This window comes from Clostridium chromiireducens (genome assembly GCF_003575225.1).
Lineage (GTDB): Bacteria > Bacillota > Clostridia > Clostridiales > Clostridiaceae > Clostridium > Clostridium chromiireducens.
In genome coordinates, this window is the sequence record NZ_QXDJ01000003.1 from 786373 (window position 1) to 812369 (window position 25997).

25 protein-coding genes are annotated in these 25997 nt (G+C 28.7%); 6 read left to right on the plus strand and 19 right to left on the minus strand.

The window, feature by feature from the left end:
* Positions 1-16 precede the first annotated feature (16 nt).
* A complete protein-coding gene (gene ytfJ / locus D2A34_RS15160; RefSeq protein WP_079441570.1) occupies positions 17-496 on the plus strand; it encodes a GerW family sporulation protein in 480 nt (159 codons plus the stop codon).
* Between the two features lie 88 nt (positions 497-584).
* Here the strand turns inward: ytfJ and scpB are convergent, their stop codons facing one another.
* The 6 genes from scpB to D2A34_RS15190 all read right to left on the minus strand — a co-directional run bounded on the left by scpB (position 585) and on the right by D2A34_RS15190 (position 6532).
* Positions 585-1193, minus strand: coding sequence for an SMC-Scp complex subunit ScpB (gene scpB, locus D2A34_RS15165; protein ID WP_119367193.1), 609 nt, complete (start codon positions 1191-1193; stop codon positions 585-587).
* On the minus strand, positions 1186-1932 hold the full coding sequence (locus tag D2A34_RS15170) for a segregation/condensation protein A (RefSeq protein ID WP_119367194.1): 747 nt from the start codon (positions 1930-1932) through the stop codon (positions 1186-1188). The genes scpB and D2A34_RS15170 overlap by 8 nt, the downstream gene beginning before the upstream one ends.
* Before the next feature lie 306 nt (positions 1933-2238).
* Positions 2239-3429, minus strand: coding sequence for a D-alanyl-D-alanine carboxypeptidase family protein (locus D2A34_RS15175; RefSeq protein ID WP_119367195.1), 1191 nt, complete (start codon positions 3427-3429; stop codon positions 2239-2241).
* Positions 3430-3549: 120 nt separating this feature from the next.
* Positions 3550-3744: a YwbE family protein gene (locus D2A34_RS15180; protein ID WP_079441813.1), complete on the minus strand. Its 195-nt coding sequence runs from the start codon at positions 3742-3744 to the stop codon at positions 3550-3552.
* 20 nt (positions 3745-3764) lie between these two features.
* The gene (locus D2A34_RS15185) at positions 3765-5957 is read right to left on the minus strand and encodes a DNA topoisomerase III (protein ID WP_119367196.1); all 2193 of its coding nucleotides are present in this window, start codon (positions 5955-5957) and stop codon (positions 3765-3767) included.
* 122 nt (positions 5958-6079) lie between these two features.
* On the minus strand, positions 6080-6532 hold the full coding sequence (locus D2A34_RS15190) for a DUF5673 domain-containing protein (RefSeq protein WP_242966170.1): 453 nt from the start codon (positions 6530-6532) through the stop codon (positions 6080-6082).
* A gap of 358 nt (positions 6533-6890) precedes the next feature.
* Between D2A34_RS15190 and D2A34_RS15195 the strand changes: the two genes are divergently transcribed.
* The gene (locus tag D2A34_RS15195) at positions 6891-7382 is read left to right on the plus strand and encodes a hypothetical protein (RefSeq protein WP_119367197.1); all 492 of its coding nucleotides are present in this window, start codon (positions 6891-6893) and stop codon (positions 7380-7382) included.
* 131 nt (positions 7383-7513) lie between these two features.
* Entirely contained in the window at positions 7514-7669 is a 156-nt protein-coding gene (locus D2A34_RS26800) for a hypothetical protein (protein WP_169896861.1), read from the plus strand.
* A 132-nt stretch (positions 7670-7801) separates the two neighbouring features.
* Here D2A34_RS26800 and D2A34_RS15200 read toward each other — a convergent pair whose 3' ends face one another.
* Complete coding sequence (locus D2A34_RS15200; RefSeq protein WP_079441809.1) at positions 7802-8050, minus strand: hypothetical protein; 249 nt, start codon at positions 8048-8050, stop codon at positions 7802-7804.
* A 222-nt stretch (positions 8051-8272) separates the two neighbouring features.
* Positions 8273-9508 (minus strand): serine hydroxymethyltransferase, encoded by a 1236-nt coding sequence (glyA, locus tag D2A34_RS15205; protein WP_079441808.1) that lies wholly within the window; start codon positions 9506-9508, stop codon positions 8273-8275.
* Positions 9509-9781: 273 nt separating this feature from the next.
* Between glyA and D2A34_RS15210 the strand changes: the two genes are divergently transcribed.
* Complete coding sequence (locus D2A34_RS15210; protein WP_119367198.1) at positions 9782-10540, plus strand: threonine/serine exporter family protein; 759 nt, start codon at positions 9782-9784, stop codon at positions 10538-10540.
* Positions 10541-10606: 66 nt separating this feature from the next.
* On the plus strand, positions 10607-11056 hold the full coding sequence (locus D2A34_RS15215; RefSeq protein WP_079441806.1) for a threonine/serine exporter family protein: 450 nt from the start codon (positions 10607-10609) through the stop codon (positions 11054-11056).
* 10 nt (positions 11057-11066) lie between these two features.
* Here the strand turns inward: D2A34_RS15215 and D2A34_RS15220 are convergent, their stop codons facing one another.
* Both D2A34_RS15220 and D2A34_RS15225 read right to left on the minus strand, forming a co-directional pair.
* Positions 11067-11624 (minus strand): hypothetical protein, encoded by a 558-nt coding sequence (locus tag D2A34_RS15220; protein WP_119367199.1) that lies wholly within the window; start codon positions 11622-11624, stop codon positions 11067-11069.
* Positions 11625-11687: 63 nt separating this feature from the next.
* On the minus strand, positions 11688-12347 hold the full coding sequence (locus tag D2A34_RS15225; protein WP_119367200.1) for a DUF6483 family protein: 660 nt from the start codon (positions 12345-12347) through the stop codon (positions 11688-11690).
* Positions 12348-12577: 230 nt separating this feature from the next.
* Between D2A34_RS15225 and D2A34_RS15230 the strand changes: the two genes are divergently transcribed.
* Positions 12578-13093 carry a DUF4489 domain-containing protein gene (locus tag D2A34_RS15230; protein WP_079441803.1) on the plus strand — a complete coding sequence of 172 codons (516 nt, stop codon included), beginning with the start codon at positions 12578-12580 and terminating at the stop codon, positions 13091-13093.
* 171 nt (positions 13094-13264) lie between these two features.
* On the opposite strand, the gene gshAB is transcribed toward D2A34_RS15230, so the two are convergent.
* The 9 genes from gshAB to D2A34_RS15275 all read right to left on the minus strand — a co-directional run bounded on the left by gshAB (position 13265) and on the right by D2A34_RS15275 (position 25866).
* Positions 13265-15604 carry a bifunctional glutamate--cysteine ligase GshA/glutathione synthetase GshB gene (gene gshAB / locus D2A34_RS15235; protein ID WP_119367201.1) on the minus strand — a complete coding sequence of 780 codons (2340 nt, stop codon included), beginning with the start codon at positions 15602-15604 and terminating at the stop codon, positions 13265-13267.
* Positions 15605-15632: 28 nt separating this feature from the next.
* A complete protein-coding gene (locus tag D2A34_RS15240; RefSeq protein WP_119367202.1) occupies positions 15633-16946 on the minus strand; it encodes an MATE family efflux transporter in 1314 nt (437 codons plus the stop codon).
* Between the two features lie 96 nt (positions 16947-17042).
* Entirely contained in the window at positions 17043-17411 is a 369-nt protein-coding gene (locus tag D2A34_RS15245) for an ArsR/SmtB family transcription factor (RefSeq protein ID WP_079441800.1), read from the minus strand.
* Between the two features lie 216 nt (positions 17412-17627).
* Positions 17628-19130, minus strand: a complete 1503-nt coding sequence (locus D2A34_RS15250; protein ID WP_119367203.1) for a methyl-accepting chemotaxis protein — start codon at positions 19128-19130, stop codon at positions 17628-17630.
* A gap of 726 nt (positions 19131-19856) precedes the next feature.
* The gene (locus D2A34_RS15255; protein WP_119367204.1) at positions 19857-20723 is read right to left on the minus strand and encodes an SDR family oxidoreductase; all 867 of its coding nucleotides are present in this window, start codon (positions 20721-20723) and stop codon (positions 19857-19859) included.
* Between the two features lie 152 nt (positions 20724-20875).
* A complete protein-coding gene (locus D2A34_RS15260; protein ID WP_119367205.1) occupies positions 20876-21724 on the minus strand; it encodes a DegV family protein in 849 nt (282 codons plus the stop codon).
* A 149-nt stretch (positions 21725-21873) separates the two neighbouring features.
* The gene (locus D2A34_RS15265) at positions 21874-22518 is read right to left on the minus strand and encodes a pentapeptide repeat-containing protein (RefSeq protein ID WP_119367206.1); all 645 of its coding nucleotides are present in this window, start codon (positions 22516-22518) and stop codon (positions 21874-21876) included.
* A 460-nt stretch (positions 22519-22978) separates the two neighbouring features.
* The gene (locus D2A34_RS15270) at positions 22979-23593 is read right to left on the minus strand and encodes a superoxide dismutase (protein ID WP_119367207.1); all 615 of its coding nucleotides are present in this window, start codon (positions 23591-23593) and stop codon (positions 22979-22981) included.
* 284 nt (positions 23594-23877) lie between these two features.
* A complete protein-coding gene (locus D2A34_RS15275) occupies positions 23878-25866 on the minus strand; it encodes a flagellar assembly protein A (RefSeq protein ID WP_119367208.1) in 1989 nt (662 codons plus the stop codon).
* Between the last annotated feature and the right edge of the window lie 131 nt (positions 25867-25997).

Consider the following 25997-nt stretch of genomic DNA (forward strand, 5'->3'; position numbering starts at 1 on the left):
TTTTAGGGGGGTAATTATGTCAAGCGAAAAACACGTTGAAAATTTAATGTCTAGTACAATGGAAAATCTTAAAGATATGATTGATGTAAACAAAGTAATTGGAGAAGCAATTGAAACGAAAGATGGCACATACATAGTTCCTGTCTCAAAATTAAGTTTTGGTTTTGTTTCAGGCGGAAGTGAATATCAATATGAGAATTCCGACATTTCTAGTTCAGCTTTTCCATTTGGTGGTGGTTCCGGTGCAGGTGTTTCAGTTAAGCCAGTTTCATTCTTAGTTGTAAAATCTGATGGTGTTAGAATGCTGCCAATTAATCAAGATACTACTTATGATAGAATTGTTGATACTGTTCCACAAGTACTCGACATGGTTAAAGGTATGATAAAAGATTTGTGTAATAAAAATAAAACAAATGAAACAAATAGTACTACTAATATAACAAACATTACAACTACAGATGAACATTTAGCAAGCGAGGATGATAGTGTTGATTAATTAATCAGAAACTTTAATAAAATTCATAGGAGAAATAGAATTTGTTTATTATACAATTTCTATTTCTCCTATTAGTCTTTAAGTGTAACTATTCCATCTCTACTTCCTTTTCAATTAAATTATCTTCAAGCAGATCTTCTTGTCCAAATAAATCTAGTGAAGGTAGCTGCTTTAAATCACTTAATTCAAATTGTCTTAAAAATTCATCTGTTGTCCCATAAAGAATTGGTCTTCCTGGCACTTCCAATCTTCCAACTTCTTTTATAAGTTCCTTTTCTATTAATCGTTGAATCGCGCTATCTGATTTAACTCCTCGAATTTCATCTATATCTATTCTTGTAATAGGTTGTTTGTATGCTATTATTGCTAAACTTTCTATTGACGCTTGGGAGAGTGACTGCCTTTTATTTTTCTTTAAAAGTTTTTGTATGTAATCAGAATTATCAGCTTTTGTGACTAGCTGATAATTCCCTTTAATACATATTATTTTTATCCCTCTACTCAAAACTTCATATTCTTCTATCATCTCTTGAATAAGTATTTCAACAAACTTGTCCTTTTCTTCAAGATGATTTACTAATTCCTGCAAACTTAACGGCTCACCACTTGCAAATAATAATGCTTCAATTGCCGATTTCAAAGAATTCTTTTTTATATCATCCATAAATGGAATTTGAAGCCCTTCATCTTTATGCATCTTCCGTTCTCCTCTCTATCAATATATTTCTAAAATTATCACTCTGATATACTTTAACCATTCTTTGTTTTATCATTTCAAGTAAAGCTAAAAAAGTTACAACACACTCTAATTTACATTCACAATTTTCTATAATTTCATAAAAGCTGTTTATATTTTCATACTTAAGTTTATTCATAATATATTCCAGCTTATCTTCTATTCTGTATTTGTCTACATATATTTTCTTCTGTATAACATTATTTCTATTCTGTTTATTATTATATATTTCTAGTAAATTATTATATATATTATATAGTCCTATAAGACTTATTTCTTTAAACAAGTCTTGCTTAATATTTTCCTCCTTTTTCTCTTCTATTACCTCAGGCTTTTTACCATATACTTCTCCAGCACTTATATATCTTTCTTTAAAAAAGGCTGAAACACCTTTAATTTTTTTATAAACAATAAGTTTTTCTAAAAGATTTCTTTCTTCATCTTCTTCGTTTTCATCCTCTTTTTTAATTTTAGGCAACAAATGTTTTGATTTTATTTCAATAAGTGTTGCCGCAACCACAATAAATTCTGATGTAATATCTAAATCCATTTTCTTCATTTCATTAATATAATTCAGATATTGATTGGTAATTTCGAATATTTTTACATTATATATACTCATTTGATTTTTCTTTATTAAGTGTAATAGCAAATCAAACGGTCCCTCAAAATCATTTATCTTTATTCTTGGAAGTTCCATATGTTGTTTTTATACCTCCACTATTAATTCATATATTATAGTTATACTAAATTATGTTGCTCCACTATATATAATACCAATATATATCTATCAAAACAAGAATGTTTAGTAACGTTCATATAAAGGTTTAATACGATTTTAATTTTAAAATATTGCTTATTTTCATTATCAAACTTTAGAAGAAGCTATATGAACAAAATATATCAAATAAAATTAACATAGCTTAATAATAAAGATTTCCTCAAATTATTAAGCTATGTTTTATTCTGTTTTTCTATTATATTTATTAGAAAATTAGTATTTTATTTAAACTCCCTTTTCAAATAAATTCTTAATATTATGCTTAATGTTATCAATTATATTACCTTTCTTTATATCTCTATCGCAATATATTGATACCTCTCCAACTTTTTCATCACCTAAATAAACTTCATATTTACCAACTATATCTCCGGCTTTATACTCTTTTTGTAATTCTTCAATAACAATTTTCTTTTCTAACTCTTTGTTTTCTCCCTTAGGTAAAATTACAACCAAGTCATCTTTTGCCATTGCCATAAAGAATTTATCAGTTTGTTCATCCATATAAACTTTATCTATTTCTTGATCCTTTGACACAAGTTTTTTACCTTCGTATTTTGAAAATCCGTGATTAAGTAACAAACCTGCATCACGATTCCTTATTTTATAAGTTGGTGCTCCCATAATTACAGATAGCATTCTTACTCCGTTCCTTGTTGCCGTAGCACTTATACAATATTTGGCTTCATCTGTAAAACCTGTTTTTAGTCCGTCGCATCCTTCAAAAAACCTTACCAACTTATTATGATTTACAAGTTCTATTGGAGATTTTCTTCCCTCAGATATGGTCTCCATATAAGTTCCTGTATACTTTAAAACATTCGGATGATTTAGTAGTTCCCTAGACATTATCGCAATATCCTTTGCTGTAGATAAATGTCCTTCTGCAGGTAAGCCATTGCAATTTTTAAAAGTTGTATTATTCATTCCTAGCTCTTGTGCTTTTTTGTTCATCATATTAACAAAATCTGCCTCAGTACCACCTAAATATTCAGCAAGTGCAACAGCAGCATCGTTCCCTGAAGCAATAGCTACTCCTTTTAAAAGTTCTTCTACAGTTCTTATTTCCCCTGTATCGAGAAGCATTGTACTTCCACCCATTTTCTTAGCGTTTTCACTACAAGTTACTTTATCATCAATCTTGATTTTTCCGCTATCAACTGCCTCCATGGTAAGTAACATTGTCATAATTTTAGTTACAGATGCAGGTGCAAACTTTTCATCTGCATTTTTTTCATATAGTATTTTTCCGCTCATAGGCTCCATTAGTAAGGCTGATCTTGCTTCTATTTTAGTTCCTTCAGCCTTAGCATTTTCATTTGCTTCTACAGCATATGCTAAGTTAATTGGCAAAAGTAATATTGTAAAAATAAATATCAAAGTTAAAGATAAAATTCTTTTTATTTTATTTTTCATTTTACTGCCTCCTTTCAGAATTAGTGTTACCATAAGAACAAATAATATAACAAGTAATCCAAAATTCCTCAAAGATTTGACAAGAAATTTATCTCATATTTAATTTTATATTCCAAACTTCTATTCTAATATTTTTTGAACTCTTCCAACAATATTATCTTCAAGCATAACTTTTATGCCTCGATTATGTATTTGAGAATTCGTAAGTATTCTTTTAACTATTCCTTGTGTTAGCTCACCTGTTCTTTGGTGCTCTTTTTTTACTACAAGTACCTTTGACCCAATCTTAATATTTGACCTATTAATTCCGTCCATTATTCCGCCTCATTTACATTTTATTTATTATCGAATTTCATGCCACCTAAAAGTGCAGCAAATGGATTCTCGTTAAAATCTTCTGCTTCTTTTTTCATTTTTTTCATATAATTATTTACTTCTCTTTTATCAACTTTTCCATTATTTTCGAACCTCTTCTTAAATTGCGCAGCCTTTTCTCTAAAATTGCAAGTACTTCCTGTGCATACATATATAGCACCTTCTCCATGACCGCGAAGCTCTAATTTCTTTTTACATTCAGGACATCTTGCGTTTGTGATTTTCGCTACGCTTTCTCTATACCCGCATTCTCTATCCTGACAGACATTCATTACACCATTCTTACCTTTAACTTCTAATAGATATTTTCCGCAATTAGGACATTTTTTTCCTGTTTTATTGTCATGAACGAATTTTGTATTTCCACCCTTTACGTCTTCCACAAGTGCAATTGCATAATTCCTCATTTCTCTGATAAATTCATGATCACTTGATTTACCTTTTGAAATTTCATCTAATCGCTTTTCCCACTTTGCAGTTAATAGTGGTGATTTCAGTTCATTAGGAACTAATTCAATTAATTGTTTTCCTTTAGATGTTGGAACTATATCCTTGCCTTGTTTTTCTATAACAAAAGAGTTAAATAGCTTTTCTATTATATCTGCTCTCGTAGCAACTGTGCCAAGACCTCCAGTTTCATCTAATGTCTTAGCTGCATCCTTACCTACACTTACATATTTATGTGGATTTTCCATAGCAGATAATAATGTTCCCTCATTAAATCTTGCAGGTGGATTAGTTTGACCTTTGTTTAATTTAACATCTTCTATCTTAAACTTATCGCCTTTATTAACTTTAGGTAATACTTGTTCCTTGATGTCATCTTCTGAGGATTCATCTTCAACCTTATCATAAAGTTTCTTCCAACCTTTAGATGTAATCACTTTACCTTGAGCTATAAATTTTTCTTCTTTAACTCTTCCCTCAATCGTTGTTTGTATGTATTCAAAAGGAGGAAGCATTACACTTAAAAATCTCTTAACTACTAAATCATAAATTTTTCTTTCTTCTGAGCTTAAAACAGCTAAATTAGGTTTTTGCTCTGTTGGAATAATAGCATGGTGATCACTTACCTTTGAATCATCCACAAATCCTTTATGTCCATTAATCTTTCCTCTTAATAATTCTTCTGCAGCAATTCTATACTCTCCAATGGAAATAGCTTTTAATCTTTCTGGAATAGTTGCAACTATATCTTTTGTAATATATCTTGAGTCAGTTCTTGGATAAGTTAGTATCTTATAATTTTCATATAATCTTTGCATTATCCCTAATGTCTGTTTAGCCGAATATCCCCATATCTTATTGGCATCTCTTTGTAGTTCTGTTAAATCATAAAGTGCTGGTGAAAATTTCTTTTTACTTACTTCGCTGACATTTACAATTTCACCTTCCTCCCCTTTAACTGATGCGACAATTTTATTAGCATATTCTTCTTCAAAAATTCTAGAATTATTATCTTTATTCACCCACGAAAGATTATATCCTTTTGTTTTTGCTCCTATTGTATAATACGTTCTCGGCTTAAAGTTTTTAATATCTTCTTCTCTTTGAACTATAATGGCTAAAGTTGCAGACTGCACACGTCCTGCGGATAATTGAGCATTATATTTACAAGTTAATGCTCGTGTTACATTTAGTCCAATAAGCCAATCTGCTTCTGCTCTACAAACTGCAGCCTTATATAGATTTTCATATTCTTTTCCCAATTTAAGATTTCTGAACCCATCTAAAATTGCCTTATCTGTTTGGGATGATATCCACAATCTCTTAAGCGGTTTTTTTACTCCAGCTTTTTCTATAATCCATCTTGCAACTAATTCCCCTTCTCTTCCTGCATCAGTCGCTATTACTATTTCATTTACATCTTCACGTAACATTTGCTTTTTCACTTCATTATATTGTTTACCAGTCTTTTTAAGCACAGTTAGTTTCATATGTTTAGGTAACATCGGAAGTGTCTCCATGTTCCATGTTTTATATTTAACATCATATCCTTCTGGATCCATAAGACCTACCAAATGTCCCATAGCCCAAGTAACTATATATTTACTTCCCTCTATATATGAACCTTTATTTTGTGAACATTTTAATACTTTCGCTAAATCTCTACCTACACTCGGCTTTTCAGCTAATACAAGAGTTTTACTCATCAATTTTCTTCCTCTCTCAATGACTTTTAAAATATTTTTAATTACATTTACCCATTATATCATATAAAAATACAAAGAGTTACCTTTAAAATTTTAAGCGGTAACTCCTTATAATTTAGCATTTATTTTATAATGTATTTTATCCTCTTTGTTACTTGTAAATATTTTTTAATTTCTTCCTTGTTTTCTGCTTTAAAAGTCACTTTCTTTTGACCAATATTAGTTTTATATTTAATTATGTATTTATTATCTTTTTCTTCTGACGAAAAACTCTCAACTCTATCCCAAATCATTACATATGAGTTTACCAAGAATCCGTTTTCTGTTATTCCACGCTTATTACCAATAAAAGCCAGAGGTAATATCGCTATTCCAACTATTATGTCTTGTAATCTATAATTATTTGAAAGGAATGTAACAACTACAAAGCCAACTACTAGTATTGGCATTATTATTTTATATTTATTAATTCCTTTGAAAATAAGTTTATTCTTTATGTCGATTCCTATAAGAACTATATCTATAATAAGAATAAATGCTATAATTAAAATCGTTGATATATCCAAATTTCTCACTACTTTCTATAAAAAAATTCTATTTAAATTCCCTTTTTTCTTAAATATTATTAATGTATTTCTTCAACTCACTTTCATCTTCTTTTTTAAATACTAGCCTTCTCTTAATATTTTTATCTGTGATATAAAATTTTCTCCCAAAGCACCTTATTATAGCATATTTTATATATTTTCTCTATAAATGTGCTACCTGTTAAAATATATATTATCCTTTTGACACCGTTTTATATTAATTACATAGTATATCAATTTGTAAATATCATTCTATTTAGTTTAATTGTCGTATATATTTAAATATATGCATTTTGAGATTAAATTACGTATTGGATAAATATTATACAACTAAAGGAGGTATTTCATGAGAATTAAAAGTTGGACAACGACAATAAACAACATTACCTATAATATAAAATATACTTCGTCATTTTTAAAAAAAGAATTATTTGTTAATGATAAACGTATTAGGCTTCAACCTTCAAAAACTTTTGGAGTAACTCGAGAAACATCATTTGATTTAGGTACTAAAACTGCTATTTTGGTAAATATAGATAATGATTGTGATATTTCTATTGATGGTTATTACTTAGATTCTGGAGAGAAATACATTGAAGTTAGGAATATACCAATTTGGAATTATATTTTCTTATGTATAGTATCTACAATCTTCATGTTTTCTCATGGCAATATATGTTCTGCTCTCTTCACCTTAGTTGGTTTTTATTTTCTTATAAGGACAAGTATCGAACCATCTTTAACTGTAAAAAAACGTATAATAATTTGCTCAGTAATAACATTTTCTATGCATTTGTTTTTTTGGAAAATTTTATATATATTGCTTTCTATACTATAGATTACTTAGATTTTAGTTAGTTGAATTATTTATTTATTCTTAAATTATTAGAAACATATTAAATTTACTATTATTAATTTTGATTAATGGCACATACTATATTTGTACACAAGAAAAAAGGAGATGATTCTATGGATAATAACAATAATAAAGATTACTCAAAAAGTAATTACTTGCGAAATGGGAATAAAACACAAGGACAGTATGGAAAAAGCAGTTATAATACCACTATAAAAAGACCTGGAATAAACGAAAGTGGATTAGAAGCTGAAAAAAGAGGTTTCTAAAACATTACTTAAAATTATATATTTTTAGCTTTGAATAAAAAATGAGTTTCTTATAAAAACTTTTTATAAGAAACTCATTTTCTATTTGCAAATAAGTATCTTTAAAACATATATCTTTATAATACTAAATTTTTAAAAATTAATATTATATTCTTCAAGTAAACCTAATATTTTCTTTACTGCATGTTTAGCGTCTTTAGGAAGTTTGTCCATGGCTTGCTGCCTTTGATTTTCATCTCCTATCTGAGCTATTTGTATTACTTTCTGTTGAAGCCCTGGAACTTTATTAAGTTCTAATACTACTTTATTAAATTTATTGGCAAATTCCGGGTCCTGTTGCATTCTTTGTTGAACCATAATAATTAATTGATAAGGATTCACTTATATAGGCCTCCTATATTTCCTTGTTACTTGATATCATCATATTCATAATTCAATTAAATGTGCACTATATTTTCTGTTAGAAATTAAAACCTAAATACAACTTTTATTCTATGTACATTATGCCAATAGACTTTAATTTAAAAATAAAATTGCTTCTTATTATAAATAGAATTAATAACAAAGAGGTTTCATTAATTTAGAATGAAACCTCTTTGTTTATTAGTTATATAATGGATGTTTGTCACAAAGAGCTTCCACTCTTACTTTTAGTGATGATAAATCTCCAGCTCTATTATCTATTGCTTCGCCTATAATTGCTGCAATTTCAGCCATATCTTCCTTTACAAAGCCTCTAGTTGTTATAGCTGCAGTACCAATTCTTATTCCAGAAGTAACAAATGGACTTCTTGTCTCATTAGGCACTGTATTTTTATTAACTGTAATACCTACTGAATCTAATAACGCTTCAGCTTCTTTTCCAGTAATGTCTTTATTATTTAAATCAACTAAAAATACATGGTTATCTGTTCCACCTGATACAATTTTAAATCCTTTAGCTATCAATTGATTTGCAAGTTCTTTACAGTTTTCCACAACATTTTCACCATATATTTTAAAGCTTGAATCTAACGCTTCTTTAAAACATACTGCTTTAGCAGCAATAATATGCTCTAGCGGACCACCTTGGATTCCTGGGAAAATGTTTTTATTTAAAGCTTGAGCATACTGCTCTTTACAAAGTATTAGCCCACCTCTTGGACCTCTTAAAGTTTTATGAGTTGTTGTTGTAACAAAATCAGAATATGGTACTGGTGATGGATGAACACCTGCAGCGACAAGTCCTGCGATATGAGCCATATCTACCATTAATAATGCTCCAACTTCATCAGCTATTTCTCTAAATTTTGGGAAATCTAATATTCTTGCGTATGCGCTTGCACCTGCTACTATAAGCTTTGGTTTATGTTCAATTGCAAGCTTTCTTACATTTTCATAGTCAATCATTTCAGTTTCCTTATCAACTCCGTAAGATACAAAGTTAAATAATTTTCCTGAAAAGTTAACTGGAGAACCGTGAGTTAAATGTCCACCATGGCTTAAATCCATACCTAAAACAGTGTCTCCTGGTTCTAATACTGCAAAGTATACAGCCATGTTTGCTTGTGAACCTGAATGTGGTTGAACATTTGCATGTTCTGCACCAAATAATTCTTTAGCTCTGTCGATTGCGATTTGTTCTATTTCATCTACAACGTGACATCCGCCATAATATCTTTTATTTGGATATCCTTCAGCATATTTATTAGTTAAATAAGAACCCATGGCTTCCATAACAGCTTCACTTACAATATTTTCTGAAGCTATTAATTCTATTCCTTTTTGTTGTCTAACTAATTCTTTCTCAATTAGATCATAGATTTCTTTATCTTCTTTTTGTATATTTTCAAAATTCATCCTAATAATCACCCCAATATTTTTTTTATATTCAAATTATAAGATTTCTTAGTAAATTTATCAACTATTTTTTTACCAAGTAGATCAATTTTAGTAAAATTTGTTGCAATTTATATCATTTTGATATTAATTATGTTAATTTTATTGCACAGTTTATACTATTCACTAAATAATATGTTTTTCACAACCATCATATAATATTATCTCCCTATATGATTTTTTTATTATATGTTATAATTCTGTTATTATAAAAATTCAATGGAGAATAAAATTATGGACTTAGATAAATTACTTAAAGTTTCTACTCTTGCAGGAAAAATTATGTTGGAAAGTGGCGCTGAAACTTATAGGGTTGAAGAAACTATTAGCAGGATATGTCTTGCTTTTGGTGCTCACACTGTGGATAGCTTTGTGATCCCAACTGGAATTATAGTTACAGTTACCTACTATGATGAGGTTTCAACACTAGTTCAAAGAATTACTTCTAGAGGCGTAGACCTACATAAAGTTGATTTAATTAATGATCTTTCAAGAAAAATTCAAACTGAATCTATTGATATTGATGATTTTAAAAATGAAATCATCAATATATTAAAGGAAAATAGATATTCTCGCTTAGTTACTCTATTATGGTCTTCTATTGCAGCTGGATGCTTTAGTATTATGTTTGGTGGAAATATTAAGGATTTCTTTTCTGCGTGTTTAATTGGTGCAGCAATTAAAATAGTTGTTATAATCTGTGAAAAATTAAATATAAACGAGTTCTTTATCAATTCTTTAAGCGGAGGTTTATGTGCGCTTTTAGCTATAATACTCGTGCAATTAAACTTTGCTAACAATTTAGATAAAACTATTATAGGTTCTATTATGCTTCTTGTCCCTGGACTTACAATTACTAATGCTATCAGGGATACTATAGCCGGTGATTTCTTGTCCGGCATAACAAAAGCTTCTGAAGCATTTTTAGTTGCAGTATCTATTGCTGTTGGCACTGGAGCAATTTTAAGTGCTTATATAAATAATTTTAGTTAGTTTATTACATAAAATAAGAACAATTTAACTTTGTTATATCTTTATTCACAACATTTAGGAGGTATCATGGTTACACAAATTGCAAGTGCATTTTTAGCATCTTTTGGTTTTGGAATAATTTTCAATATAAAGGGTAAACATTTAATATTTGCTTCAATCGGGGGAGCCCTAAGCTGGTATTCTTATTTATATTTAAAAGAGAATAATGTAAGTGATATTTTATCGCTATTTATCTCTTCAATATTCTTTAGTATATACTCTGAAATTTGTGCAAGACGTTTAAAAACCCCTGTAACAACTATAGTAGTCTGCGCACTTATCCCACTAGTCCCTGGCTCCGGCATGTATTATACTATGTATGAAACCATAAGCGGAAATATAAATAATGCTGTAGAGCTCGGAGTAAATACATTAGCCAGCGCTGGAACATTGGCATTAGGCGTAATATTTGTATCTACCATAACAAAACAAGTAACAAATATTAAAAAAGTTAAAGAAAAATTATTGGAAAAATAATTTAATTAAGTTATTTTTCCAATAATCTCTTAATTTCCTGTATTTCTTCCTTCAACTCAATTATGCATAATTCCAATTGTTTTATTTTATCGTTTTTATTTTCATCTGAACCTTTTTCCTTACTGTCATTTTTTCTTGAATTATTAGAATCACCCATGTTTGAATTGGAATTTTGTGATGTATTACTTTGATTTTGAGTACAGTACTGATTAGCTGAATTGTAGCTTTTAGGATGAAAGTATCTTCCAGGACCACTTTGGAAATATTGCTGCTGCGCATTATAAGTTTCAATTACTTGACCAACTAACTGCAGCCAATTTCCTAATGCATTTTGAATATTAAAAGGGAGCCTTCCAGATATTATATTTCCTAATATCTCTCCCACTAAAATAAATAGCTGGGGATCTAAACCTTGGAATCCATTTGGAATATCATTACATCCTATATTATTAAATTCATTATTTATATTCCCTGTATTTGAATTGCTATTTTCACTATTTTCATTGCAGTTAGTGTATCCGCAGGCTCTAACTAAATCATCGAAACTGCCCCATCCCTTAAACTCCATAGATGCCTCTTTTAAATAATTACTTCCCTTTAGTATATTTTACATTCTTCAGGAATGTTACATTTACATCTCAAGTCTTCTTTCAAGTTCTAAAAGTCCATCTTCTACTTCTTCTAGAGGAAGATTACCTTCCATTAACTTATCGTGATTCATTTCTTTAAGCCTATTGTAAAATTTTATTCCTTCTAAAATAATACTTCCATCATTATTAGTTTTTCTAATCATATAAAATAAAGTATCCTCTGCTTTATCAAGTTTATTAGCTAATTCATAAATTCTTAGAATCTTCTTATCAATATCTAAAGAACTTTCATATTTACTTAATTCTTTTGCTACATAAGCTGCATCATCTAAGTACTTCGGATTTATTTCATCATCTTCATTATAGGCTTTATAAAAACTTTCTATAGCCTTTTCATAATAATCAATTTGAGAATTTTCCTTATTTTCTTTTCCACTAATTAAACCCTGCAGCTTCATAAAACAGCCAAATGCAATAAACTTTTCAGCATTGTAGTGCATTTCATTAGCAATAAATCTTTCTAAACTATTAAACGAAAAAATATCTACTGTTCCTATATCTATTCCAATTATAGATTTAAGTCCTTTATTTACTATTTCTTTTGCTTCGTCTATATTACCAGTAGATATACTTTTTTCAACCTCTTCAGTTGTTAACATCAGAGTATTCTCTAATTCTTTCATAAAATCATTTTTTATCATTTAATTACACCTCATATTTAAAAGTTCTATAATATATATTCCCACAAATGATACCAAACATCAATCTTTATCGAAAGTCAGGCACATACCTAGTTATACTAAAAATAAATATTAAAATTACTATACGGCACATTTTTACACAATTTTCATACTATATACTATAAATAGAATCTCAAAAACGAATTTTAAGAGAAAAATATGATAAACTTATGATAATGTGGAGGTAATTTATGAGTTATATTTGTGAAGACGAACGTGATTATGAATTTTGTGACAATCGTCCTGTTTGCAGGACTTATAACCGTGCTCCTGAACCTGGTAGAGCTTTATTAAACGTTGGTTCAGGTGGGGTTGGATCTCTTCCTGTAATTTCAACACCACTATCTAGACCAATACCTGTAGCTAGTGTTTCTATAGATACAGGTAGAATGTGCAATCCTAAAGTTCTTTTGACATTTACTAGTATAATTGCTTTACCTGTAGGTATTTTAGTAAATTTAAACTTTACACTAATTAAAACAGTTGGTAACGGATCTCCTCAGCCAATAGGTGGAACTTTCACTTTTGCTGAATCAGTTGAAGTATTAGAATCTGAGTCATTTTCTTTCCAATTCTGTGATTGCAATGCAGCTTATGATAATACAACTTATACAGTTCAACTTGAACCAAGTAGCTTAATTTCTGTAACAGCTGGTTTAACAATAACTAATGCAGTATTATCAGCTTTAGCTGTTGAAACTTTATAATTAGGAATAATTATAATATTAGGGAGCTCTTTTCAAGAGCTTCCCTTTTATTTTTGTATAAATTGCCTTAGTTATCATATATATAATCATTTAAATAAATAAGCCATTTTAAACACATTAGTTTTATACTAAAAAAGTATTTATTACTTATGTTCAAAACAGCTTAGTTTATTAAATTAATTCTAGAACTTTTAACACTTCTACACCAATATTTCTTTCAACACCCTTATAAGGATAGCAGTGAATATGAATAGCAGGATTAAAGTTCAGCTCAATTATGGCATAATTTGAATTTTCATTACAATAGTCCTCTAACATCATATCCACACCACAAATTCTAGCATTTACTGCTCTAGCTGCTTCGATTGCTATTTTTTTAAACTTATCTGGAATATCATCCGTGTAGTCTATGCTATCTCCACCAGTACTTATATTAGAATTCTCTCTTAGATAAATTACTTCATCTTTTTGAGGGATATAATTAAAATCTTTGTTTTGCTGTTTTAAAAATAACTTGGCATTTTCATCCAATATAATTTTTTCTAAAGGTGTTACATAATGATATCCTCTAAGAGGGTCTTGGTTCTTTATTTCAACTAACTCAGTGATAGATCTTACACCGTCACCTTTTACATTAGCAGGTACTCTATGAAGTATTCCCACAACCTCATCATCTATAACCAAGAAGCGGTATTCCTTTCCTTTTATAAATTCTTCAATAAGAATTGTGTTATCATGATTAAAAGCAATCTCCAATGCCTTCTCGATGCTTTCCGAGTCCGCTCCCTCTTTAAATATACTTATGCCTAAACCAAAATTAGTTGATTTCGGTTTAATTACTATTGGAACTCCGATAAAATTCTTTATTACATTTTTAGCTTCATTAATTGAGTTAGATTCTATACCTTTTGGAACGTTAATATTATTATCCGCCAGTACTTTCTTTGTAACACTCTTATTCTCCATAATCAAAACAGTTACATAGTTATCTTTAGACGTCTTTGTGGCTTGTTTAATATATTCAACTTTATTATTCCTCGTAAGTGATATGAAATTCTCAACTCTATCTAAAACTTCGACAGTTATACCTCTTTTTATCGATTCTTTCAATAAAATTTGAGTTGATAATTCTAAATCTTCAAAACCTTCCAACTTAAATCTATTACTATAAGAACTCTTTTTATATACTTTAGCGATATTTATATGTGCTCTAATATATCCTTCTTCTTTGACTTTTTTCTCAATCTTGTAGGCGTATGTTAATTTATGATCTTTTATCTTTTCGATCATATTATTAATAATTTCTTCTTTATCAAGATTAAGTTCTTCATTTATACATTTAATCTTATTTAATATTTCTAATCCAAATGCTTCCTTAGTAATTAATTGACCATCTTTTTTTAGCATAAGTTCCTTTTGGCCAAACTTTGAAATTATGTTTTGATTTTCATTTCCTTCTTCTTGCCACTTAGCGTAATCACTCTCATCATTGATAAGCAAAAATAAGTTAAATAATTGCAGAAAATATAAATCATTCAAGCTTATTCCTCCCTTTTCAAAAGGATTAATATCAATGCTTCTGTATTCTAGATACTGGATTCCGTCATTCTTCAATGAATCAAAGAATTTATCAACATTTTTAGGTTTTAACCTCACACAGCTATATAATTCTTTATAGCTGTCAATGAGTTTATCATTTATAAAACCTTTTAAACTATTAATATACTCGTCTACTGAATTATAATTTGGAAATAAGTCAATTTTATTTTTATATCCACATTCGCTATTTCTATAAGACAAAGCTCCCTCATTAGAGAAACTATCTTGAGCAATTTCTTTTGATGAATTAACACAAGTTTTAATGTAGCTTTTATCTACTACACCGCTTGCACCTAATAGGTAAATAAGAAGCCATCTATATCTTAAGTAATTTCTTGTTACCCTTAAATATATTTTATTTTTAAACTCTTTATAATCAACATCCTGATTACAGCAACCTGAATCTCCTAAGAAGTGAATATGTTTTTTATTATTAAACAATTTAGTAATCATATCATCACTAAAAGAAAAATTGTAGTGTATTCCACATATTAGCTGCTTTTTACCACCATACTTTTCTATTAAACTTTGTCTATATAGTCTTGCTTGTTTTCCTTTATTATTTTCACCATATTCTGCAATCCTAATCTTATCATCATCTGGTACTATCCCTGGCATTGATTGTGGCCAAAGATATTCATCCCCTATTTCCATCGCAACAATATCATAAAGAGCATTTGTAAAATTATAAGTTTCTTCAATATTTTTAAATGGAGGTGTTATAACTTCAATTTGACTTTCTGCAAAATCTGTTGTTATATATCCATTTTCAATCTTATCACCAAATACACTTGGGTGGGAAATTAGTGATAACTCTCCTTTATCGTTAACTCTTAAACTCTCCCTTTCAATGCCAAAATTTCCTTTTAATAATTCTTGAGGAGAAAATAATTCTTTCAGTTTGCCTAACATTGATTGCCTCCTTATTAATAATTTATAACTATCTAAAATTCTTTTTTACTTCAATTCTATAAAGTAAATATGCTACTATCCCCTTTAAGACACTGGATAATGAAATACTTATCCAAACACCAGCTAATCCAAATGGTTTTATTAAAATCATGGCCATTGGAATCCTTAGCCCGGTAAATAATACACTTATAACTGATGAAATTTTTGGTTTACCAATACCTGTAAACAATCCATTTGATACTGTTTCTATTGTACTAAATATCTGTGAAAATGCTACAACTTGCAAGTACGTTTTTGATATTTCTATTGTCATATCATCTTGAACAAACAATCGAATAAGTGGTAAATTAAAAAACATAAAGATAAGCGCAGTAATCAATGAATAAATAATGCCAATTTTTAATGCAGCACTATAGCCATCTTTAATTCTATTGTATTTCTTAGCACCGAAGTTCTGCCCTGTGAAAGCTGCAATTGCACCGTGAAGTCCTCCGATAACCATGTAAGTAATTGATTCAATTTGAAGACCTATTTTTTGTGCAGCAATAGCATTGGAACCAAACAAAGCTATAATTCTTGCTAGCAATATATTAATAACAGTAAATAAAATCCTTTGGATAGCCATAGGAAACCCTAATTTTATTATTTCTTTAACTTTTTCATAACTAAATTTTATATTATGATTATATTTTAATATTTCTGAGGATTTAAATAAATATAGGATAAACATTATAATATTAGCTATTAAAGTTGCAATTGATGCCCCCAATACACCAAGTCTAAACACATAAATAAATAATGGATCTAATATTATATTCACAATTATCCCTATTGTATTAATCTTAAAAGCTAATTTATTATTTCCAAAGCTTCCTAGAATTCTCGCATATAATAAATTAAAAAATACTAAAAATATCGTTGGTCCGCTCAAAACCAAATACAAATATGCGTCTTTTTCAACATTCTGGTTATTTAATTGCAAAAAATCTATAAGATTTTTTCCACCTACCATTAATATTAAAGCAAATATAAAACCAATTACAATATTTATTAAAATTCCAGAATTAATATAGCTCTTTACCCCTATATCATCTCTACGACCAATAGCGTGAGCTACTTTTATTCCTGTCCCAATAACCACCAAGGAATTAATTGAATACCCTAAGCCCAAATAAAAGCTTGCTGAACCTATACTTGCCACTGCATTGCTGCCTAGCGCTCCAACCCAGACCATATTAACCAAATTATATGTAAACTGCAACAAAGAGCTTCCCATTATTGGAACTGAAAGGTTAGCTAGAACTTTTATAGATCTTCCTTCTGTAAGGTCTATTTTCTTCATTCCATCCTCATTCCTGCTTTGTAAATGTTGTTTATAAATTATTTAACGAATAATTTATGTATGAGTATATTTTATTATTAAAAGTGCAAAATTTCTTTAAATACAATCGGTAGTTTCTTTGTAATCAGTAGATTCTCTTTTAATGTTATTAATATAATCGTATTTCTCACTACATATACAATCATCTTTTTCCGTAACTAAATTCATTATAAATAAAACTAATCTATTACAATTATTTATATTAAGTTTATATAAATTCCAAATTCCATCTTTTCGAGCTTCAACAACACCACAATCTATTAGAACTTTCATATGATGAGATAGCGTAGGTTGAGTAAATTTAAAACTTTCTAATATCTCACAAGCACACTTTTCGCCTCCTGAAAGTAAATCAATAATTTTAATCCTATTTAAATCACTTAAAGCTTTGAGTATCTTTGCATTTTTTTCGTAGTTTGTACTCACATTATACTCCTTTCTCAATATTATCCATATTGAATTTATATTATATAGTATAGATATTCATCTATGTGTAGTCAATATTTTTTATTCTTTAAATACACTAATTTTAATTCATATACATATTTATCTATTTGTCTCTAAAAAGTAAGAGGATTGGAGTTTTAATTCCAATCCTCTTACTAATAAATATATAATTCTAAAAGCTAATTAAAACTTGCACTATAAATTCAATCTATTAATCAAACCTTCTAACTTATCTGCAAGTCCATTTAGAGTATTTACCAATTCCAAATTCTTTTCGACACCAATTAATTGTTCTTTTGTTGAACTTACAACTAATTTTGACTGACAGCTTGTCTCGTCTGATATATTTCTCATTTGCTCAACAGATTGAGCTACCTCCTCAGATTGTGCTGACATTTCTTCTGATAATGCTGTTAAATCGTGAATTAAATTAGTTAAACTATCAGTACCCTGAAGTATACTATTAAATGTTATACCTGTTTCTTCAATCAATTGCTTACCTATAGAAACATCTCTTATTTGACTATTAATTGAATTTACTACGGTTTGAGTATCCAACTTAATTTCAGCAATAACTTTAGAAATCTCTCTAGCTGAATTTGTTGATTGTTCAGCCAACTTTCTTACTTCATCTGCTACTACTGCAAAACCTTTACCTGCTTCGCCTGCTCTTGCAGCTTCTATTGATGCATTTAATGAAAGTAAGTTTGTTTGTTCAGCAATTTGAGTTATCAACTCTGTTATATTATTTATTTTACTTGATTGCTCACTTAATTTTTTTATCAACTTAGCCGAGATTTCTGCTGATTGATAAATCTGATTAATCTGCACTATAGAATTTTTAATTTGATTAAATCCATTCTTAGCTTGATTAGTAACATCTATCGAATCACTAGAAATTTTAGTTGATGAATTTGCCAATTGAGCAATCCCCTCAGACATATCATTCATTGACTGCTCTGTTTGATTTGCACTCTCAAGCTGTGTTTCCGCACCCTCACTAACATCATTAATTTTTTCTATTATATTGCTACTTATTGTTTTTGTTTTTTGTGTGCTTTCTAATAATTCTTGTGAAATTGAATATGTATCTTTAGTTGTATTATTGAGTTCTTCAATTATAGCCTTAATCAAATCATCTTTTTCCAGCTTTTCACTCTCTAAACTTTCTGTATATTTTTTTTTATATACTATTTGCATTATTGTAGCTCCAGCTGTTAGAATTAAAAATAACGCATGGTGTAAAGCCATATCTAAAGGATATATATCACTTCCAAATATAAAATCTGGCATGATTATAACCCCAAAAAAATGGTGTATAGCAAATAAAATAGTCATAGTAATTATTAGGTCGACTTTTTCATAGTACGCTAATATCGCGATAACCATGAATATTGAAAAATGATACTCTAACATGCCTCCTCCACCTGAAATCATTGACATACTAGAAAATGTTAACGTAATCATTATTACCCAAGGAATTAGATAATGTTCATCATCTTTCTTATATAAAATATATGCTACAGATACCGTAATAATTGGAATAATAAGAACAATGTTTAGTCCAATACTACCATTTGCTTGTACCATTGATTTTTCAAATAAATGCAGAATTCTATGAATAAAATGAATTATCATAGATATTATAACAGCAACCATCGATAGTATTAGCATTAGCCTATTCTTTTGCTTTAACATAAAACCACTCTTCCCTTTTTTAAACTTCTTTTTAATATTATATCAATTTTTGTCGTATTTAGTCAATTTAAGTTTTATTTTCCCAGCTCATAACAGATATTTAGTTCATTCACCTCAATCAAACACATTTTTCGACTTTCCTCAATGTATTTTCTAACAATTTAGATCTAACCACTATTAAATAGGTGGATTATCCGAAAAACTAAGCATTGTACTAAAACCATAAACACTGCTGTCCGCCCCTCCCTATTCTTGTCTCGCATTTCCTCGTAAAATCAAATAAACCTTGCAGAAAATTTTCCGCAAAAACCATGGTATTGAATACCGTTTTTTCATCAAAGTTTAATCGGAAAACCACTAAAATTTGACGATATCAGGATTAAGGGATAACCATTTTTCTTTCAAAAACTCATCATAAAAATTCACCCTTAAACCTGTTTTCTCCTCGCCAAAGGCGTAGCCGAGGTCATTCAAAATCCACACTCAAATCCTGCTAAAACCATTGATATATCTGCTTTAGGTCTATTTCTTATCCCTTAACCCTAACCTCCGTTTCCCCCTTGAATCTAAAATCAATCAAAAATCCGGAACAAAAGATTTTCTCTTTTGTTCCGGATTTTTGACTGCTTTTAAATCTGGTACAATTCCACCCCAATTATCGATTTCGTCAACGTTTAGTAGAATCGGCAGGGTTTAAGCGGAATTGATAAGGTTTAGGGGAGGTATTCAAGAATTTACTATTTCCCCACCATTTACATGTATTACTTGGCCAGTAATATAAGAAGCACATTTTGATGCTAAAAACACATATGCTCCTGCACATTCAACTGGTTGACCTGCTCTCCCAAGGGGGGTATCTGATCCAAATTTAGAAACCTTATTTTCATCAAAACTTGCAGGAATAAGTGGTGTCCAAATAGGTCCTGGCGCCACAGCATTTATTCTTATTCCAGTTTTGCCTTTTGCCAAAGCTGTTGATAAAGATCTCGTAAATGCAACTATCGCTCCTTTTGTCATAGAATAGTCAATTAGAGTTTCATTTCCTTTATATGCTGTAACAGAAGCTGTATTTATTATACATCCTCCGGCTTTTAAATATTTTAGCGAAGCCCTTGTCATATAGAATGTTCCATAAACGTTTGTCTTAAATGTTTCATCAAAGTTTTCGTTTGTTAATTGTTTCAAATCTGTACATTCAAATTGGACAGCTGCATTATTTACCAATATATCGACTTTACCAAATTCTTGAATTGTTTTTTCTAATACGCTATCACAAAAATTAGAATCTCCAATATCACCATCTATAAGTGTACATTTTGTTCCTATTCCATCTATGATCTTTTTTGTTTCCTCAGCATCACTGTTTTCATTAAAATACACTATTACAATATTGGCTCCTTGCTTAGCATAAGCAATTGCAACAGCTTTACCTATTCCACTATCTCCACCTGTAATAATAGCAACTTTATCCTTTAAATTATCTCCCTTTTTATTATACTCTGGATCATCAAATATTGGTTCTGGGTTCATCTCGTGTTCTAACCCCGGTTGCTCATTCTGCTTTTGTTTTGGAAATGATTTTGGAAAATCCATAATAATCCCTCCTATTTGTTAAACTATTTTTTCTAACAAATAGTTTTTCCTATATATTAAATATTATTAATAATAATAAAGCTTCTGATAAGTGAAAGAGCCTATTAAATTCTCCCCTAACTTATCAGAAGCTATTAATATTATTTAATTTATTAATCGACTTTCTCAATTGCAAGACCAACTAAACCTGGCCCAGTATTTACCCCTAACGCTGGACCAATTGTACCAGTTATTGTACATTCCACTACATTAGGAAGGTCTTTTATTGATTCATATAAGCTCTCAACTTTATCTAAACCATGGCCATCTAAAATCCAAGCTTTATATTTTCCTTTTTCTAGGTAACTTTTGAATATTTCTGTTAACTTAGATACAGATTGTTTTGAACCTCTTACCTTTGCTGCTGTTCTATATGTGCCATCATTAGCTACTGTAATTATTGGTTTTAAATTTAAAAGCTCACCAACAGTACCAGCAACTTTTCCTATTCTTCCTCCTTTTTGAAGATATTCTAATGTATCTATAGTAAAAAATAAATCTATTTTTTCTCTAAGGGTTGGTAATATATTTACAATGGTGTTAAATGATTTACCTTCTTTAATTAATTCTGCTGTTTCTAATACCATTGCGCCCTCTGCCATTGTTAGTGTTTTAGAATCAAAAACATGCGTTTCAAGTTCTGGGAAATTCTCACTCACTAATCTTACAGCATTATATGTCCCAGAAAATGCCGCTGATATTGTTATTACAATTACATGCGTATAACCTTCCTCAACTATTCCCCTAAAGACATTATTAATCTTCTCTATGCTTGGAAGGGATGTCTTTGGAATTTCTGTTTTTAGTCTTTTATACATCATTTCAGGAGATATTTCTATTCTATCTTCAAATTCTCCATCAGAGTACAAAATCTTAAACGGCAACATTTTTATGTTATTTTCTTCTAGTATTTCAATACTTATATCTGAAGCGCTATCTGTTATTAGTGCAATTTTTTCCATAATAATTCCTCCTAATTTTAATTTTTGTTAATATTTATACCGTTTGTGAGCAATCTCTAAATTTCCTACAAAAATATCAATCTAATTGAATATTAGAACTTTAGATTGTAGCAATACATTTACTCAATTAAACTAAATAATAATTTTTTCTATTTAATTATAACACCTAAAAGCCGAGCAAGTTCAACGGCCTGTATTGGAGATACAATTGCATCTTTCAATTCTTTTCCTATTAATGAAATCTCTGATATATCATTATCTCTTAAGTCAATATTTTTAAGTGCAGTATTGGTAAATTCAGAGTTACTCAAGTCGCATTTTGTATAAGAAATTTTGTTAAAATTGCATTCTAAAAAAATTGTCCCTCTTATGTTAGAATTATTAAAACTTGTATTTTTCATTTTTGAATATCCAAAATTCATGTAATTCCCAAGAACCTCATCAAAAAAGACATCCTGAATATTACTTTCACTAAAATTCGCTCCAGTAAGTTTACAACTTTTAAATTCTACTCTATGTATACTACTATCAGAGAAGTCTATGTTGGATAAATCGCAATTTTCAAATATTACATCTAATAAATCAATATTTTTAAAACAACATTCATTAAATGTCACATTTACAAACTTACACCTACTTACCTCAACTTTTTCTTCATTTATATAATCTAAACTAGTATTGTTAATTATAACTCCTTCTAAATATCTTTCAGTTGTTAATTCATAATTTATATCACTATTTTCCTTTAATAATTTATCAAATTTAGGTTTTGCTATTTTAATTAATTCTATCATGTGTACTCCCCCTTCTGAATAATATAATTATCTATAACTATAGAATATACTAATTACTATTATATCAAATAATTCAGCTTTTCAAGGACACATTTTCCATAAGATATTATCTTTCAATAATTAAAAAGATAATATCATCTAATCCCACAGAATATTATAGCTAACTATTAAAAATCCTTTACTTACATTTTATCCAATTTTTCTTGAAATCCTACATTACTTATTTAGTGTAAAAACTATTTTTGACATATTTATTGGTAATAATTTATATAGATTAAGAAGATCATCAACTTTTCTATTATTCTGTAAACTCCTTTTACAATCTTCAGTAATATAAAAAAGAAAGTTTAACCCAAAGTTAAAACTTTCTTTTTTAAATAGAAAATTAAACTTAAAAGCAATTATTTATATATCTATAATTATTTTATCTAAAAAGTATAAATTATTCACTATTTAATTATTACTTACAAGTATTTCTATAATATTCTTCAACTTTTCCCCAATTTATTATATTCCATATGTTTTTAACGTATTCAGCCCTTAAGTTTTTATACTTTAAATAATAGGCATGTTCCCAAACATCAATTGTAAGAATCGGAGTATAACCAAAACTAAATGGACTGTCTTGATTTAGCGTGCTCATAATTTTTAATTTCCCACGTTTATCCTTAACTAACCATCCATAACCCGAACCAAATTGATTTACTGCTACCTCACTTAATAATTCCTTTAAGCTTTCTACTGTACCAAAAGTATTATTTATTTCATTTAGCAATTTTCCTTCCGGGCATTTTTTAGGATGTGGAAAGAGAATTGAAAAATATAAATTATGATTTGATACTCCACCACCTTGATTTATAACATCTTCTCTAATCCGTTTAGGTATTCTATTTATATTTGATAAAATTTCTTCTAGGGACTTACCTGCAGTGAATTTTTCGTAGCCCTGTAAAATATTATTTAGTTTATTTACATATCCTTGAAGATGCTTTGTATAGTGTATTCTTACAGTTTCTTCGTCAATGTAAGGTTCTAAAGCATTATATGAATATGGTAGTTCAATTTTGTCATACATCATACATCCCCCCTCTCTACCGAACAAATAGTATTTACCTAAATAAAATATGATTATATATAAAAATTGTTACTATTTCAAAATGCATATTAATATAAAATTTAAATTTAATTTTAATCACTTTAATTTTTACCTAATAAAATAATTAACATTAATAATTTGTAATAAATTAATTTCCTATTAACCTTTTAATTATAAAAAAAGAGGAGATTAGTTCCCCTCAAAATTCATTATTTCTTTACACTAAATCCTTTAATATTTAGATGTAATTTAAATCTATATTATTATAATACAAACTTTTCAATAATTATTTCCCCATCCCTATCCATGTATGCCTTAACATTTTTACCTGAAACATCTAATATTTTTGATTTTTTTCCAAAGTAAAAAACAGTATTATTATAGGCAACCTTGGCTGTTATAATCCCAGTAGGTAACACTTCTAATTTAGTCACGACTCCAGAAGGACTACCAACTAGTCCAAGTTTAATGTTTCCTCTCGCAGATAAGACACCTCCTCTAGCTACAGAATCTTCTCGCATAAACACTATATCTTTTAATGCTATTAAATTAGATACGTATTGACCTTTACCAGTAATAATAATATTTCCTGTAGATTTAACTAAGCAATCTTGGCAATAACCAACGTAAATATCTGCATGTATAATCATATCATCCTCTAAAAAGTCAATTTCATTTTCTATCAATTCCTTAAATTTGTTTAAATCCCTTATAGATTCTATTTTTGATATATTCAATCCCATGATTTTACTTCTAATAAACTCAACTAATTCACTTTTCTCACTATCGTTACATATACTATGGGTTATAATACCAAGTGATAGTTTTGGTATATTTTTATATCTATTTTCTATTAGTATTTTAACTAGCTCGGATATCTTTTTAGTGCTATTACTCGATTCATTCAGTTTCTCGACAGCGTTGATTAGTTGGATTATATTTTCTTTATATTCATTCAATTGCTCTAAATACATCTTTTTTTCCATATCAATCTGACCTGTTAAAATTGTCGAATTAATTGCATTTCCCTTAATGTTAATTTCTCCTCCTGCAATAATTTTTGATATATCAACACTCTTTTCGATATAAAGAGAATTACCGGATTTAACTGTCATATTTTCTTTAACGTTTCCTATAATATTAACATCTCCTATGAAATTAATATTTCCAGACTTCATATCTACATCTTTTATCTTATAAATATTATTTACACTTAATACTCCATTTTTAGAAGACGGCCTTCCTGTTCTAGTAGCAATTATATTATTTCCTTCAATTCTACATCCTTCTCCTATTCTTATAGGTTTACTTTTTATTATTTTTCTTTTCAGAATTTCACTTATAACATTTTTTCCGTCTTTTCCAGTTTCACCGGGTATTATCTCGGCTAACACTTGACCTTCCTCAATATTTGAGATTGAATATAAATTTCTATAATCTATTTTTTCATTTGAAGATTCATCAATAATTTTCTTTTCTCCAAGATCAAATAAAATTTTAATCTCGCTGGGTATATCATCAATAGCAGGAACTCCCTTTGCTATTAAAACATTCTCATTTATGCCTGCTGCACAAGCTTCAATAAGGCTTTTATATATTATTCCTTCAGTAACCTTATTTTGTCTTAATATTTCTTTTATTTCTGTACCAGTATATTTTACAGGTAACTCACCTTGAATTTTCATTGCTTTAAGTGCTAAATTCATTAAGTTTGGTTTATCTTTAAGCTTATATATATACTCAGGAATATATTCAATGCATATATATGCTTCCATCTTATCTTTTGAAATTGTAATTTTTACATTTTTTGAAGCTTCTGTTTTTACACCCTTGTAACTAATTTTATCAAATTGTGTTACTTTATATGCCCTCTTCTCATTGCAAAGTTCTCCATTAATATAAAGCTTTATATTATCACAAGATTTTATTGTTATTTCTCCAAGATCATTATCTGTAACTATTATTTTTCCACTTTCGACTTTTGCACCATTTTCCACACTACTCCTAATTAATTGATTATCTAAAATGCTATTATGTTCTTTATTATTAGTTTTAATATCGCCTTTAAAGGAACTCTTAAAATTTGATGAGTCTAACTGAAATTCTTCAACTTGAATTTCGAACTTTTTACTAATCAATGAATGTTTTTCTTTTATTATCTTATATTTTATTTCTTCTTTTAAAAGATTCAATTCTTTAGAAGCATTATCTAAACATTCATCTAAAGATTTTCCTGAATAAATTAAACTCATTTTCATCATCCCCTAAAACCCTTTTATTTTATTATAACATTAATCGATTACATTTGATACTTTATTGCCTTTATTGTTTTATTCTACAAAAAAAGACTTATTCATTAATCAATTGAATAAATCTTTTTAAT

What these genes read in the sequence shown, in the direction of transcription:
- ytfJ (WP_079441570.1), top strand. Translation starts at nt 17, where the DNA reads ATGTCAAGCGAAAAACACGTTGAAAATTTAATGTCTAGTACAATGGAA.
- scpB (WP_119367193.1), bottom strand. Translation starts at nt 1,193, where the DNA reads ATGCATAAAGATGAAGGGCTTCAAATTCCATTTATGGATGATATAAAA.
- D2A34_RS15170 (WP_119367194.1), bottom strand. Translation starts at nt 1,932, where the DNA reads ATGGAACTTCCAAGAATAAAGATAAATGATTTTGAGGGACCGTTTGAT.
- D2A34_RS15175 (WP_119367195.1), bottom strand. Translation starts at nt 3,429, where the DNA reads ATGAAAAATAAAATAAAAAGAATTTTATCTTTAACTTTGATATTTATT.
- D2A34_RS15180 (WP_079441813.1), bottom strand. Translation starts at nt 3,744, where the DNA reads ATGGACGGAATTAATAGGTCAAATATTAAGATTGGGTCAAAGGTACTT.
- D2A34_RS15185 (WP_119367196.1), bottom strand. Translation starts at nt 5,957, where the DNA reads ATGAGTAAAACTCTTGTATTAGCTGAAAAGCCGAGTGTAGGTAGAGAT.
- D2A34_RS15195 (WP_119367197.1), top strand. Translation starts at nt 6,891, where the DNA reads ATGAGAATTAAAAGTTGGACAACGACAATAAACAACATTACCTATAAT.
- D2A34_RS26800 (WP_169896861.1), top strand. Translation starts at nt 7,514, where the DNA reads ATGGATAATAACAATAATAAAGATTACTCAAAAAGTAATTACTTGCGA.
- glyA (WP_079441808.1), bottom strand. Translation starts at nt 9,508, where the DNA reads ATGAATTTTGAAAATATACAAAAAGAAGATAAAGAAATCTATGATCTA.
- D2A34_RS15210 (WP_119367198.1), top strand. Translation starts at nt 9,782, where the DNA reads ATGGACTTAGATAAATTACTTAAAGTTTCTACTCTTGCAGGAAAAATT.
- D2A34_RS15215 (WP_079441806.1), top strand. Translation starts at nt 10,607, where the DNA reads ATGGTTACACAAATTGCAAGTGCATTTTTAGCATCTTTTGGTTTTGGA.
- D2A34_RS15220 (WP_119367199.1), bottom strand. Translation starts at nt 11,624, where the DNA reads ATGGAGTTTAAGGGATGGGGCAGTTTCGATGATTTAGTTAGAGCCTGC.
- D2A34_RS15225 (WP_119367200.1), bottom strand. Translation starts at nt 12,347, where the DNA reads ATGATAAAAAATGATTTTATGAAAGAATTAGAGAATACTCTGATGTTA.
- D2A34_RS15230 (WP_079441803.1), top strand. Translation starts at nt 12,578, where the DNA reads ATGAGTTATATTTGTGAAGACGAACGTGATTATGAATTTTGTGACAAT.
- gshAB (WP_119367201.1), bottom strand. Translation starts at nt 15,604, where the DNA reads ATGTTAGGCAAACTGAAAGAATTATTTTCTCCTCAAGAATTATTAAAA.
- D2A34_RS15240 (WP_119367202.1), bottom strand. Translation starts at nt 16,946, where the DNA reads ATGAAGAAAATAGACCTTACAGAAGGAAGATCTATAAAAGTTCTAGCT.
- D2A34_RS15250 (WP_119367203.1), bottom strand. Translation starts at nt 19,130, where the DNA reads ATGTTAAAGCAAAAGAATAGGCTAATGCTAATACTATCGATGGTTGCT.
- D2A34_RS15255 (WP_119367204.1), bottom strand. Translation starts at nt 20,723, where the DNA reads ATGGATTTTCCAAAATCATTTCCAAAACAAAAGCAGAATGAGCAACCG.
- D2A34_RS15260 (WP_119367205.1), bottom strand. Translation starts at nt 21,724, where the DNA reads ATGGAAAAAATTGCACTAATAACAGATAGCGCTTCAGATATAAGTATT.
- D2A34_RS15265 (WP_119367206.1), bottom strand. Translation starts at nt 22,518, where the DNA reads ATGATAGAATTAATTAAAATAGCAAAACCTAAATTTGATAAATTATTA.
- D2A34_RS15270 (WP_119367207.1), bottom strand. Translation starts at nt 23,593, where the DNA reads ATGTATGACAAAATTGAACTACCATATTCATATAATGCTTTAGAACCT.
- D2A34_RS15275 (WP_119367208.1), bottom strand. Translation starts at nt 25,866, where the DNA reads ATGAGTTTAATTTATTCAGGAAAATCTTTAGATGAATGTTTAGATAAT.